Origin of the sequence: Paenibacillus sp. YIM B09110, assembly GCF_037167145.1 — a bacterium.
GTDB lineage: Bacteria > Bacillota > Bacilli > Paenibacillales > Paenibacillaceae > Pristimantibacillus.
In genome coordinates this window covers 52,393-66,439 of the sequence record NZ_JBANSP010000025.1, presented here as the reverse complement: position 1 = coordinate 66,439, position 14,047 = coordinate 52,393, and the positions used below count along the sequence as shown (strand labels likewise).

Below are 14,047 nucleotides of genomic sequence, written 5' to 3'. Positions count from 1 at the left end.
GGGAGTGAGTTTTATGAGTCAGGAAACGGTGAATTGCCGCGTATGGGAAGAAGTCGTGGAAATACCGACTTACGGAGTTGGTAAACCCGATAAAAATCCAATGTTTCTAGAGAAACGTGTCTATCAGGGAAGCTCTGGACGTGTATATCCGCATCCAGTCATCGATAAGATTGAAGACGAGAAGCAGCTCAAGCCATATAAGATTGTCGTATTGGAAAACGAATATTTACGAATCGAGATTATGCCTGAAATCGGCGGCAGAATTTATCGGGCTGTCGATAAGACGAACGCTTATGACTTCGTATATTACAATCAGGTTATCAAACCTGCGCTTGTAGGCCTTGCAGGACCTTGGATTTCCGGCGGCATCGAGTTTAACTGGCCGCAGCATCATCGTCCGAATACGTTCGGGCCGGTAGAATACAAGATGACCGAAAACGCGGACGGCAGCGCTACCGTATGGGTGAGCGAAATTGACCGTATGTACGGCACGAAAGTGACCGCAGGCTTTACGCTTCATCCGGGGAAGGCTTATTTGGAAATTCATGCACAGCTGTACAATCGGACGCAAGAACCGCAGACATTCCTTTGGTGGGCTAACCCGGCTGTAGCCGTGAACGATCATACCCAATCGGTATTCCCGCCAGACGTTCACGCGGTATTCGACCATGGCAAGCGCGACGTTTCCAAGTTTCCGATCGCTTCCGGCACCTATTACAAAATGGATTATTCGGAAGGCGTCGATATTTCGAGATATAAGAACATTCCCGTTCCTACTTCTTATATGGCCTACAAGTCGGATTTCAATTTCGTAGGCGGCTACGATCATTCCGTGCAGGCGGGCTTGCTGCATGTCGCCAACCATCATATTTCACCCGGCAAGAAGCAATGGACGTGGGGGAACGGCGAGTTCGGCCAAGCATGGGATCGAAGCCTCACCGACGAGGACGGACCGTACATCGAGCTCATGACAGGGGTGTATACGGACAATCAGCCCGACTTTACATGGCTTCAGCCGTTTGAAGAGAAATCGTTCAAGCAATACTTTATGCCTTACAAAAATATCGGGGTTGTCAAAAACGCGACAATAGACGCGGCGGTCAATCTGGAGATAGACGCGGCAACCGGAACGGTTACTATTCAAGCTTATACGACTTCCTCTATTGATGGGTTGACGATCGAGCTTGTCAGCCGGAATAGAAATTACGTTAAGGAATGTGCAGATTTGTCGCCGAGCAGCACGTTTACGGCAACGGTTCCACTGCACGCGAACGACGAAGAGCATGACCTCAGGCTAACGGTAAAGGATGCTTCAGGCAAGTTATTGGTTGGCTATCAACCGAAGAAACAACAAATCGAGGAAATTCCAGAAGCGGCGAAGCCATTGCCTGAGCCGAAGGATATTCGGACGAATGAGCAGCTTTACTTGGCAGGTCTGCATTTGGAACAATACCGTCACGCCACGTTCGAACCGGAAGCCTACTACTTGGAAGGCTTGAAGCGGGACGAATCGGATATTCGAATTAATGTCGCTTACGGTACGCTGCTGCTGCGCAGGGGATTGTTCACGAAGAGCGAGGAGCATTTCCGTAAGGCAGTTTCAAGCTTGACCTGGCGCAACCCAAATCCTTATGACAGCGAAGCGTATTATCAGCTTGGCGTATCGCTCAAGGAACAAGGGCGATTGCAAGAAGCGTTCGCCGCATTTTACAAAGCGGTGTGGTCAGCGGCTTGGCAAGATAGCGGATACTTCTCGCTGGCCCAGATCGCCGCGGAGAAGGGTTCGTACGAAGAAGCGCTCGAGCTGGTCGACCGTTCCTTGGTTCGGAACTCGCGCCATTACAAAGCAAGGGATCTTAGATCGGCTCTATTGAGACGTCTCGGCCGATTGGACGAAGCGAAGGCTTTCGCGTTGGAAACGATTGGTCTCGATATCGCCGACTTCGGCGCGTATCATGAAAGGTTCCTGGCAAGCCGGCTTGCAGGAGATCCTGATGGAGCAGATCATGCCCTTGGCGAGTTGACCGCGCTTTTGCGCAATGATCCTCATAACTATATCGCCTTAGCTTCCGACTACGCGTGTGCCGGCCTTTATGCAGAAGCGATAGAGGTATTGCATCTAGCCGCTCCTGATGAACAAGCAAACGCGTACCCAATGATTCATTATGCGTTAAGCTACTGTTACGCTAAAATCGGGAAAAACGACCTTGCATGGAAGCACTTGAACGCGGGCGAGACTGTTGCACCCGAATATTGTTTCCCGAATACGCTGTTCGACCTTTCAGTATTGGAGTTCGCCGTTCGTCTTCAGCCGAGCTCGGCCAAAGCTCATTATTTCCTAGGAAATTGGTACTACGACAAGAAACGCCCTGAAGATGCGATCGCACAGTGGGAAGCATCCGCAACGATTGATTCTTCGTTCTCTGTTGTACAGCGGAACCTCGCGCTTGCCTATTATAACAAGCAAGGCGAGCCGGAGAAGGCTAGAGTCTCGTTAGAAGCGGCATTCGCATGCGACAAAAAGGATGCTAGGGTGTTCTACGAGCTGGATCAGCTGTATAAAAAGATTCAGGTGTCGCCAGAGGAAAGGCTTGCTAAGCTGAAGCTGGAGACCCCGTTGGTTCAGGCTCGCGATGATTTGTATATCGAATTCGTGGCGCTTCACAATACGCTGGGCTTGTACGAGGAGGCAGCGGGGCTGCTCGCAGCGCGCCAGTTCCATCCGTGGGAGGGCGGAGAAGGCAAGACGCTTGGACAATATATCCAAGCTCATGTCGAGCTGGCGAAGCGGGCGCTCGGAGAGAAACAGTATGCAGAGGCGGAACAGATGCTGCGCAAGGCGCTTGAAAATCCGGTTAATCTAGGCGAAGCGAAGCTTGAAGGCGCGCAGGAAAACAATATCTATTATTATCTTGGCTGCGCGCTTGAGGCGCAAGGACGGCAGAAGGAAGCAAGCGCAGCTTTCGCAGCCGCGTCGCAAGGGCTTGAAGAGCCGGCAAGCGCCATGTACTATAATGACCAGCCGCCTGAGATGATCTTCTATCAAGGATTGGCGTGGTTGAAGTTGAACAATACGAAAGAAGCAAAACGGCGCTTCAACAAGTTGATTGATTTTGCCGAGAAGCATATGTTCGATGATGTGAAGATCGATTATTTTGCCGTATCGTTGCCGGATTTCCTTGTATTCGAAGAGGATTTGAATCATAGAAACCGCATCCATTGCCAATTCATGCTCGGACTTGGCTTGCTTGGATTAATGAGGAACGACGAAGCAGCTCAGGCATTCGATGAGGCGCTGGCATTGGATCGAAATCATCAAGGTGCAGCTATTCACCGGAAGCTGACTTTAGCTTAATCTTGAATGCTGAGGCAGAAAGGAATGGATAAGGATGTCTTATCGTGAAAATATCTCCTTAACAGACAATTGGCGTTTCCGCGTTGATCCTGACGGGATTGGCTTACACAATCATTGGTACGCCGATAAACTCGATTCGGCAAGAGAGGTAAAGATTCCTCATACATGGAATGTTGAGGACGGCTTAGAGGAGTACCGGGGAACGGCATGGTATTCGTATCATTTGTCCGTTCCCTCTGAGCTGGAAGGGAAGCTGCTACGGTTGCAGTTCGATGCAGTTTATCGGGATGCGACCGTATGGCTGAACGGAATTCGGGTCGGAGAACATAAGTATTCCGGTTATACGCCGTTTATCATTGACATTACGGAAGCTGTACAGCCGGGAAACCATAATATATTAACGGTGTCCGTTAACAACGAGAACAGTGATCAAGCGCTCCCGATGTCGAACAGCTTCGACTGGGCGGACGATGGCGGCATCATTCGAGGTGTATCCTTGATCATAACGGGTGCAACAGCGATTGATTATGCCAAAATCATCGCGAAGCCGGAATTTGAGGAGGCAAGCATGACCGCTTCTCGTGGTACGATCAGCGGTCAAATCAAGCTGTGGGATAACGGTCTGCCTTGCGACTTGCTTCCAACCGTTCATGTGAATATCTTGTATGAGGACAAGCTAATTGCATCGGAAGCCTATCCAGTTCATATCGAGAATGGCTGCTTTGATATAAACGAAATTACGATTGATCAGATTAAGTTATGGCATTTCGATCACCCCCATTTATATACGTTACAATTGATGCTTGAAACAGATGGTACGTTCACAGATGAACTGCTGATCGATGTAGGATTCCGGGAAATCACGACAGAAGGCAGCAGACTTCTGCTGAACCGCGAGCCGGTCCGATTAATGGGGGTAGAGTGGATGCCGGGCTCGAATCCCCATATCGGAATGGCGGAAACGGTGGATGACTTCATTCGAACGCTTGAACAAATCAAGAACGCGAACTGCGTCATTACGAGATTTCATTGGCAGCAGGACAGCAAGCTGCTTGACTGGTGCGACCGGAACGGGTTGCTTGTACAGGAGGAAATTCCGCATTGGCAGCAGCCGGATGAGCCTGGCGATGCACTCCTGCCCGTTGCCCTCCAGCATGCGGAGGCGATGATAACGAGACATTTTAATCATCCTTGCATCTACGCATGGGGGATCGGCAATGAAGTGAACGGTCAATCGGAACAGACTGTTGCATATATGAACAAGCTAAAAACGCATATCGAACGAATGGACAACACGCGGTTTATTAACTATGTGTCTAATTCCATCCATACCGTCCCTTCCAAAGACGCGACCGGCATCGGCGACTTGCTGATGTGGAACGATTATATCGGCACTTGGCATGGAGAGCTGGACGAGTCCGAAGTGATTGGCCGAATTAACGCCGCCTATCCGGATAAACCGTTGACGGTAGCGGAGTACGGCTTATGCGAACCGGCATTCGAGGGAGGAGATCCCCGGCGAATACAAATCTTAAAGCAGAAGACGGAAGAGTATCGCAAGCATGAACAAATTGCCGCGCTCATCTTCTTCAGCTTGAACGATTATCGCACGCAGATGGGAGAGGAAGGCACAGGGCGATTGCGTCAGCGGGTACACGGGACGACGGATGTATACGGGAACCCGAAGCCGTCCTATCAAGCATTGCGAGAGATCGGATCGCCGATAACCGTTAAAGCTGAGAGGGCACAGGAGAGCGAGGCTATCAGACTCACACTGACTGTTCGTAATGACATCCCTTCCTATAGCGTTTCAAGTTATATCCTTAAGGTGATGATGGCGGGGTCTGAATGGCAATCGCTATTCATTCCTTCTCTCTCGCCTGGTGAGCAGTGGACAATAGAATGGTCTGAGCAAGGTGCTGCGCGAGCGGACGATATCTATTATGAGATATGCCGTCCTACCGGATTTAAGGTTATAGAAGGAAGCCTGTAAGGGGCATTGAAAATAGATATATATATAAATAGCATATGGGAGGGTAAATAGGCATGGCGACTTATAAGCTGAATTTGGATGTACCGAACAAGGCGATCACACCCGGAAAACTAGCAAACCGCAACGCCGTGAGTCCAAAAGGGGATTCCTTTGACTTTACAAATTTCTTTATGATCTGGAACGGCAAACCGATCGTACCGGTCGTCGGCGAGTTCCATTTCTCGCGGTTTTCTTACCTGCATTGGGAGGAAGAGCTGCTGAAGATGAGAGCCGGCGGGGTCAATATCATCGCCACGTACGTATTCTGGAACTACCATGAGGAGGAAGAGGGCGTATTCCGCTGGGATGAAAGCCGTAATCTGCGTCATTTCATCGATTTATGCGCCAAGCATGAATTACGCCTCATCCTGCGGATCGGACCGTTCTGTCATGGCGAAGTAAGAAACGGAGGAATACCCGACTGGGTATTCGAGAAGCCTTTGGAAATCCGCTCCAATGACGAGCGTTACTTGTTCTTCGCAAGACGTTTGTATCGTCAGATTGCTAAGCAAGCGCGAGGCTCGTATTTTGCCGAGGGCGGTCCGGTTATCGGCGTTCAGCTCGAGAATGAATACATGCATTGCGGAGCCCCGCTGGATTCGTGGGGATATAAAGCTGGCGTATTCATGTCGTCCGGCAAAGGAGGCAACGAGCATCTGGCCGAGCTTCGCCGGCTTGCCGAGGAGGCGGGTATTAAGCCGGCGTTCTATACGGCTACGGCTTGGGGAGGCGCAGCGGTGCCCGAGACGGATACGCTGCCAATGCTTGCCGGTTATGCGTATACGCCATGGATACCGAATCAGCCGCCGAGCGGTGAATACATTTACCGCGACTTGCATGTGAAGCCGTCGGAAGCGGTGAATTACGATACACAGGACTATCCGGTCGCTTATTGCGAGATGGCTGGCGGGATGCAGGTCAGCTACACGGCTAGGCCGAATGTGAGCCCGGAGAGCGTGGAAGCGATGACGCTGGTGAAGCTGGCGAGCGGCAGCAATCTGCTAGGGTATTATATGTATCACGGCGGATCCAATCCGGTAGGTAAGCATGGCTATTTGAATGAATACGGCTTGCCGAAAATCACTTACGATTATCAGTCTCCGCTTGGCGAATTCGGCAGAGTTGGCAAATCGTATGATCGCATCCGCTCGCTTGCCCTCTTCATGGATGCATTCGGATCGATGATCGCGCCAATGGGAACGGTTCTTCCCGAGGGACAATCCGACATTCATCCGGAGGACAAGCAATCGCTTCGTTGGTGCGTTCGGCAGAAGGACGGTTCGGGCTTCCTGTTCCTGAACAATTTCCAGGACCATTTGGAGCTGCCCGATCGCGAAGACGTTCGGATAGAGCTAGAGACGGAGAAAGGTAAAGTTTCGTTCCCGCATCAGGGCTCGCTTACATTGAAGCAAGGAGTTAGCACGGTACTTCCTTTCCATCTCGAAATGGCCGGCGTACACATCGTGTCGGCGACCATACAACCGCTTACCGCTATTGAGAGTGGAAGTAAGCGCGTGTTAGTCTTCTACGCTCAGGAAGGCTTGGAACCCGAAATCGTTATGAGCCGAGCAACGACGGCGCAATTGTCGCAGCCTTCCGCTGTCATAACGCTCGAAACGGATGTCATCATCGTTAAGCCGCTAGTCGGCAAGCAGCATGCGCTGGAAGTTACTTTGGCCAATGATGAAACCGTTCAAATTCTCGTTTTGACAAGGGAAGAAGCGCTTCAGGTATATAAATTCAAGCTATGGGGCGAAGAGAGGCTCTTCATCAGCGAAAGCCGACTCTATACGAAAAATGAACGGTTAATGATGACTTCTGAAGGGAAGGAGCAGTGGGAGATAAACGTATTTCCTCCAGTACCCGAGGAGGTGTCCGCGGATCATGGCTTATTGTCAACAGGGCAGGCGGGGGTGTTCCAGTCGTATCGGATTGAGGTTGAGGCTTATGAGCCGAGCATCCGTATCGAACATCCGATGGAGCGAAGCGCGATCGTCGAGATTGATACGAACTGGCCGAGTCAAGTGTCCGATCTATTCCTGCAAGTGGAATACGACGGGGACGTTGCAGCTGCTTACTTGGACAACCGGCTCATAACGGATCACATTCACTACGGCGAAGTTTGGCCGATCGGCTTGAAGCAATTCAAGGACGAACTCGAGAACCGTCAGCTCCATCTTGCGATCACGCCGCTGCGCAAAGGAACGGTTCATACGTTCGTGAATCAAGCACTGGTCGAGCGGTTCGAAGGGGTGGAATTGGCCTTATTCCATCAAATACAGCCAATTCCTTATTATAGCGCTGCTCTCTGCCGCATAATAAAATAGCAACCGAACAAAAAAAGGGATACCCTTAAGCCATTAGACTTATGAGGTGTCCCATTTGTTCTGCCAAGCTTTCGTTTTTTATCCCTTATTCGGTCATGCAGCGGTCAGTGGCGGCGAGGCGGTTCAGCCCTTTGGTTGGTTACGGTATTCGGAAGGCGAGCAGCCGTTCATTTTCTTAAACAGTCTCGAGAAATAATACGGATCCTTGAAGCCGAGCATCGTGCTAATTTCTTTGATAGAGGCATTGGATAGGTCCAGCATCTGACCAGCCCGTTGTATCTTCATGCGTAAGTAATAATCAACTGGCGAATAGCCGGTGGACTGCTTGAACATAAAATTGAGATGCTGCTTGGATACTTGGACGTGACGCCCGATATCGTCCAGGGTAACGGATGACTCCAGGTGCTCGCTTAAATAACGGATCGCTTTCTCAATATGGCCCTGCGATTTGCTGTCTTCCTTGCGGGCGGCGATCGAAATGACGAAGCTGAGCAAATAACGGATCGTTTGCGATACTTCCACGAGATGGACCATTGAATAGGACTTGGACGATAGCAAATCGTAGCATTGGTGATACAGCTCAAGAAACTTCGTTTCGTCTCTTGCCGGCAGGATGACCAGCGACGGCGACGCTTCAGTATCCAGCAGAAGCAAGAAATCGGCGATTTGCGTTCCGCTTAGATGAAACCAGTAGATGGTCCATGGATTCTCGTCATCTGCGCCGTATGCATGGGGGATGCCAGCCGAAATGAAAATAAATTGCCGCTCCGTGATGCGGATTCGCTCGTTGTTCATCGTGTGAACCCAGCCTGCTCCGGCGGCGCAATAAATGAAAATATACGTATCGCAACCCGTCGGCCTTTCACGGAAATGATTATGGGCTTGGTGAAAGCAGCCAATATCGGTAATATACGCCTCTCTCGTGAGCGGATGGGATTTCACTTCATCGAGAACGTAGTGAGGCAGAACATACAGCTTCTCCCAATCGAAGCTCGTTGTCATTTGATCCATGATCCACCTGTCCTTCGTGAAAGCTCTAGCATTTATAATAAGAATATAATCTATCAACAAATGGCGTTTGTCAAAAAAAATTATTCAAACTGCTGGTGAGCTGTAGAGATAAAGATAACTGCAGCAAACTGAAGTAATTCGCCGCTATGCACCTGCAAAAATCAAAGATAATCATAGATATTAGAAGTAGGCGCGAATCGAGGATTCAATTATAATAGTAGCCTAACGCTAAAATACTCGTTCCGAGGGGGCATTCTCTTGAAACTGTTAATTGTAGAAGATGAGATTCGCACAAGAGAATTGTTAAGAACCTACATTCCATGGGAAGAGCTTGGCATTGGCGAGGTGGACACGGCGCGTAATGGCCAGCTTGCACTTGAAAGGGCGCTGGACTGGCGGCCAGACATCATTCTTTGCGACGTGCGGATGCCTAAGATGAGCGGCATTGACTTTGCACGTCATTACCGTGAAGCGGATCCGAATTGCAAAATTATTTTTTTGAGCGGATTTTCAGATAAAGAGTACTTAAAATCGGCTATTCATTTGAAAGCGCTGACATATTTAGAGAAGCCCATCATTTTGGGGGAAGTACGCGCATCTGTGGAAACCGCGATTCAGTTATGCGGAGAAGAGAGCAGGAAGAAGGAAGAGGAAATCCAACTGCAGGCTGACATCGATCGCAGCTTGCCCTATCTCCGTCAAGAAATGGTCAAGAAGCTGATTAACTATCCTGCTTCTCCGCATGTCGAGCCAGCTCTTCGCAGCCAAGATACGTTTCTGCTGCCGCTCCATGGTCCTTATACGGTAATAGCGGCGAACCTCTATTGGAATCCTGTGGATCATCCCGAAGACCCGACGCCAGTCCATGACTGGATGCTGGATGCGATCAATCGTGAATCGCAGCTCCTGTCGTTAAAGGTGATTGCCGGTTTTGATTCTTTCAACCGGCTTGTGCTCGTCTTGCCGGGGGAGTACCGAAGTGCTTACCGGTCTGGCCGAGAAACGATTGAACAGATAGCGACAATTTTAAGCGGCATAGCGGGCGCAACGATAGAATTAAAGCTAGGAATCGGCGAGCCGGTCATGGAATTAACCAGTATTCCCGCATCGTATAAGCTGGCGTCGCTTGCCAGCTCGCTCCAGTACTATTATAACCATGCGAATCCAATTTTCTCGGATACGCTTGGCGGGCATGAACCGCTGCTTACGAATTGGGAGGAAGTCCGACGTCTGAGGGATCAACTGCGAAGAGGGGAAATGGAGGCTGGGAGGAGAACGTTGAAACAGTGGACATCGTATGCACGCACCCGCATGGATCTGGATATTGTTCGATTGAAGGATACGTACTTTCAGTTTCTGTTAGCCATTATGGAGATTGCGGTTCAGCTTGGCTTGGCCGAGCTGTCGGAGGATACAGAAAGACGTTATATGTGGAAGGAAATCGATCGCATATCAAGCTTGTCGGCGTTAGAGCAGTACGTGCTAACGTTTCTTGATTTGCTGGATGAGCGCCAGGAGGAGGGCAATTCACCAGGCTCTGGCAAGATGCGCGATATCGACCGCTACATTCATGCCCATTTTCACTTAAAAGGGTTTACGATCAAGTCCATTGCGGATCATGTCGGGCTCAGCGAAACGTATTTATGCGCATTCTTTAAGAAGCAGCGCGGGCAGACGATCAAGGAGTTCATCACGGAGACGAGAATGAATAAGGCGAAGGAGCTGCTGCGCGAGTCGAACGTGAAGTTATTTGAGGTTGCGCTGAACCTCGGTTTCACGGACGCGAACTATTTTACAACCTTCTTCAAGCGCTGCGAGGGCATCACCCCAAGCGAATATCGGGAGCGTGCCGTCAAATGAAACGAAAGACGATTCGTTTCTCGAACTTAAGCATCCGTTACAAGCTTTTTGCGACTTACTTGCTCGTGATTACGATTCCGTTTCTCCTGCTGCTGTTCATTCACATTACGATGACGCAGAAGGAAAACGAAGAAGCGGCGCTTTACTCCTCCCAGAAAATGCTGGACGAGACGAAGTCGTACCTGCAATACAAATCGCAGTCGATCACGGAAGTGCTTAATTTCATTACCTTTAATCCGCTTGTTCTAACTTATGTCTCAGCTGATTCGGAGCAATATGAGGATGTAAACAAATGGCATATGGACGCGCTGCAATTATCGCGGCTTGTCAATCAGTTCCGTTACAATGATGACATAGAAACGATACAAGTGTTTATGAGGTATGGGCTGGCAGGCGCTACGGAAAATGCCGATTTTCAAAATATGAACAACTACGAGTCCGAGGTTTGGTATCAGAGCTTTGCAGCGTCGAATTCGGCATTCGCCTGGATGCCGTCCACGACTATAGATGAGGATGAGGATGAGGACAGCAAAGAGATTACGGTTGTTCGCAAAATTCCCAATGCCCACAACATCAAACAGTTTGATGGCATCGTCCGCGCCAAAGTGAAATCGACAGCGATGCAGTCTGTCTTGGATCATGCCATATTAACGCCGCATGCTTCGGCCTATCTATTCAACGAACAGGGACAACTGCTCAGTCAAGCGGATTCAAACCGAAATCTGGATTTTCCGATATCCGATATTCGCTTGCTAATGTCGGCAGCCGAGAACGGAACAAGCTATTCGAACGACAACTATGTCGTGAACGGCAAGCGCCATATGATGGGCGTAGAGCAAATTCCGAACACGCCGATGATGGTCGCGTTGATCGTCCCGTATTCGGATATTTTACAGTCAAGCACCAAAGCTCGAAATCGGATCATCTCTATCTTTCTGATCGTTGTGCCTCTTATGCTTCCGTTATCTTTTTTTGTATCGGCATCGGCCACGAAACGGATTCGTCAGTTAATTCTGCATGTCCGCAAAGTAAAGAACGGCAAGTTCGAAATCGCTTCTCTTCCCGCAAACGAGGACGAGATCGGGGAGCTTACGCACAACTTTAACGTCATGGTGCAAAATATGTCGAACCTGATCGACGAGAAATCTACGTTCGGCCGCGAACTGAAGAACAAGGAGCTGAAGGCGCTTCAAGCACAGATCAATCCCCATTTCTTGTACAACACGCTTGATCTGATCAATGTGATGGCGATCGAATCGGGCTCCCGCGAAATTAAGCGCGTCGTCGACGAATTGGCCGTATTTTATAAGCTCAGCCTGTCTAACGGCCGTGAATATGTGACGCTCGAGAGCGAGCTGCAGCATATCGAGGCTTACGTCCGCATTCAAAATATGCGATTCGGAGACGGCATTCGGCTGGAGCTGGAAGTGCCTCGGGAGCTGTATGATTGCGAGCTGCCTAAGATCTTGTTGCAGCCGCTTGTAGAGAACGCCATTTTGCATGGCATTATGGAGAAAGACAGCGAGCAGGGCACGATTCGCATATCCGCTTGGGAGAATAAAGGAGACGTCGTTCTGTCGGTATCTGACGACGGGGTTGGCATGGATGCAGCCGTATTGGCAACCGTTTTAAAGGGATATAGCGGCAAAAGCAGCGGCGGCTACGGCGTGCGCAACATCCAGGAGAGGCTGCAGCTCTCCTATGGAGCGGCGTACGGCATGAAATTCGAAAGCAAGCCCGGGGCAGGCACTCGCGTGCTGCTTCATTTGCCAGATCAGAGATTCGGCGTCAAAGGAGGACTCGCTGTTGAATAGAGTCGGCAATTGCACTCTGTTGTTAGCGGCGATCATTATCGTCCTATCGACTTGTTTATCCGGATGCTCAAGCCATAATGATTCGCAGCAACACAACATGAACGAATCGGCAATAACGGACAATAATAACGAGAAGGAAGTGAAGCTGGTCGGTTATTTGATCGGGGAAGCGCCTGCCGGCATGCCTGAGGTGCTAAAAGCTCTTAACGTTAAGCTGAAAAGAGATATCAATGCGACGCTCGAGCTGAAATATATCGGCTGGAGCGACCTTCAGTCGAAATACCCGCTCCTGTTGGAATCAGGGGAACAAATCGATTTCATATTCGCATCCGATTGGAATTTCTACGTATCGGAAGCAACGAGAGGGGCGTTTTTGCCTCTTAGCATGGAAATGCTGAATGAGTATATGCCTAGACATATGGACAAGCTGCCGCCGGAGGCTTGGAATTCGACTCTTGTCAATGGCATTTCGTATATGATTCCAACGTCCAGCCCCGACCGGAAAGTTAATGTAGCGTTGTTCCGCAAGGATGTCATGAATCGAGCCGGTATGGACGAGATCAGCAAATTTTCCGAGATAGAACCGTATTTAGCCGAAATCAAACGAAATTATCCGGAAATGATTCCGCTTAACTTGGATTCCCAATTTGATCTTTCCACGCCGTATTCCTATCTATTGTCTGAAAAAATCGCATGGGCCGGAGCGCCTTTTGATTCCGGCGAGCCGCTGGCGCAAGGGATCACGAGTGATATCGAGAATCCTTCCGGCGAGCTTTGGACGATGGTCGAGGAGCCAATGCTGAGCGTTCAGAAGTACGCGGCCGGCATCATGAAGAGCTGGTACGACAAAGGTTATATCAATCGAAATCCGTTTGCGAACAAAGAGCGGTCGAAGGATACATTCTGCGAGGGCAAGGCAGGCGTCGCGTTCGGAAATTCGAACGACATGGTGTCGGTGTTCTCCCTTTGCGCGGAAAAAGGAATCGAGGTATATCCGTTCCCGATGTTATACCCGTCAGGCAAATCGTCTAATGCGACATGGCTGAATAATGGAGTCGCGTTAGGCGTTCATTCCAAACATCCGGAGCGGGCCATGCAAGCGCTCGATCTGATTATGGAGGAGCCTGCCTATGTATATCTGACCTACTTCGGGATTGAGGGAATCAACTATGTCATGACCGACGACGGCAAGATCGGCTTGCCCGAGGGCGTTACGACCGAGACGAATACCTATCCTCCCGACGCATCCGGTTTTTGGTTCGTGAATAAGGATCTGTTCAAGCCGATGACAACATGGTCCGAACCGTACATCAAGCTGAAGGAGCAGATCGAACATTATTTGGTCCCGACAACCTATATGGGCTTTCTGTTCAACTCCAGCAACGTGAAATCCGAAATTGCCGCATTGAAAAACGTGTCGACGCAATACGCGCAGCCGATCTATTTTGGCGCGGTTGATGATATGGACGCTGCGTTCGATACGTTGACCGCCAAGCTCAAAGCAGCAGGCATCGACAGGGTGAAAGCGGAAGTTGAACAGCAGGCTGCGTTATTTATGGCTAATAAAAAAAGATAGCTTTAAAAGCTTGTCCGGCCGGAAAATCCGATCGCACGAGCTTTTTTTGTGCCCATGACTTACTAAAACGCA

Annotated in this window: 7 protein-coding genes; 6 read left to right on the top strand and 1 reads right to left on the bottom strand. The window is 49.9% G+C overall.

What is annotated here, in order from left to right; translation table 11 throughout:
• The first annotated feature begins 13 nt into the window (after positions 1 to 13).
• The 3 genes from V8F51_RS25890 to V8F51_RS25880 are packed head-to-tail and all read left to right on the top strand — an operon-like array spanning position 14 to position 7,714.
• The gene (locus V8F51_RS25890; protein ID WP_337103389.1) at positions 14 to 3,355 is read left to right on the top strand and encodes a DUF5107 domain-containing protein; all 3,342 of its coding nucleotides are present in this window, start codon (positions 14 to 16) and stop codon (positions 3,353 to 3,355) included.
• 34 nt (positions 3,356 to 3,389) lie between these two features.
• On the top strand, positions 3,390 to 5,348 hold the full coding sequence (locus V8F51_RS25885; RefSeq protein WP_337103388.1) for a glycoside hydrolase family 2 protein: 1,959 nt from the start codon (positions 3,390 to 3,392) through the stop codon (positions 5,346 to 5,348).
• A gap of 53 nt (positions 5,349 to 5,401) precedes the next feature.
• On the top strand, positions 5,402 to 7,714 hold the full coding sequence (locus V8F51_RS25880; RefSeq protein ID WP_337103387.1) for a beta-galactosidase: 2,313 nt from the start codon (positions 5,402 to 5,404) through the stop codon (positions 7,712 to 7,714).
• A 123-nt stretch (positions 7,715 to 7,837) separates the two neighbouring features.
• Here the strand turns inward: V8F51_RS25880 and V8F51_RS25875 are convergent, their stop codons facing one another.
• Positions 7,838 to 8,725, bottom strand: coding sequence for an AraC family transcriptional regulator (locus V8F51_RS25875; protein WP_337103386.1), 888 nt, complete (start codon positions 8,723 to 8,725; stop codon positions 7,838 to 7,840).
• Positions 8,726 to 8,983: 258 nt separating this feature from the next.
• Between V8F51_RS25875 and V8F51_RS25870 the strand changes: the two genes are divergently transcribed.
• The 3 genes from V8F51_RS25870 to V8F51_RS25860 are packed head-to-tail and all read left to right on the top strand — an operon-like array spanning position 8,984 to position 13,975.
• Positions 8,984 to 10,585, top strand: a complete 1,602-nt coding sequence (locus V8F51_RS25870; RefSeq protein ID WP_337103385.1) for a response regulator — start codon at positions 8,984 to 8,986, stop codon at positions 10,583 to 10,585.
• A complete protein-coding gene (locus tag V8F51_RS25865) occupies positions 10,582 to 12,399 on the top strand; it encodes a cache domain-containing sensor histidine kinase (RefSeq protein WP_337103384.1) in 1,818 nt (605 codons plus the stop codon). The genes V8F51_RS25870 and V8F51_RS25865 overlap by 4 nt, the downstream gene beginning before the upstream one ends.
• Positions 12,392 to 13,975, top strand: a complete 1,584-nt coding sequence (locus V8F51_RS25860) for an ABC transporter substrate-binding protein (protein ID WP_337103383.1) — start codon at positions 12,392 to 12,394, stop codon at positions 13,973 to 13,975. The genes V8F51_RS25865 and V8F51_RS25860 overlap by 8 nt, the downstream gene beginning before the upstream one ends.
• The last annotated feature ends 72 nt before the right edge of the window (positions 13,976 to 14,047 follow it).

Excerpts from the sequence above, each read along its gene's own strand:
- V8F51_RS25890 (WP_337103389.1), top strand. The coding sequence starts at position 14 with ATGAGTCAGGAAACGGTGAATTGCCGCGTATGGGAAGAAGTCGTGGAA.
- V8F51_RS25885 (WP_337103388.1), top strand. The coding sequence starts at position 3,390 with ATGTCTTATCGTGAAAATATCTCCTTAACAGACAATTGGCGTTTCCGC.
- V8F51_RS25880 (WP_337103387.1), top strand. The coding sequence starts at position 5,402 with ATGGCGACTTATAAGCTGAATTTGGATGTACCGAACAAGGCGATCACA.
- V8F51_RS25875 (WP_337103386.1), bottom strand. The coding sequence starts at position 8,725 with ATGGATCAAATGACAACGAGCTTCGATTGGGAGAAGCTGTATGTTCTG.
- V8F51_RS25865 (WP_337103384.1), top strand. The coding sequence starts at position 10,582 with ATGAAACGAAAGACGATTCGTTTCTCGAACTTAAGCATCCGTTACAAG.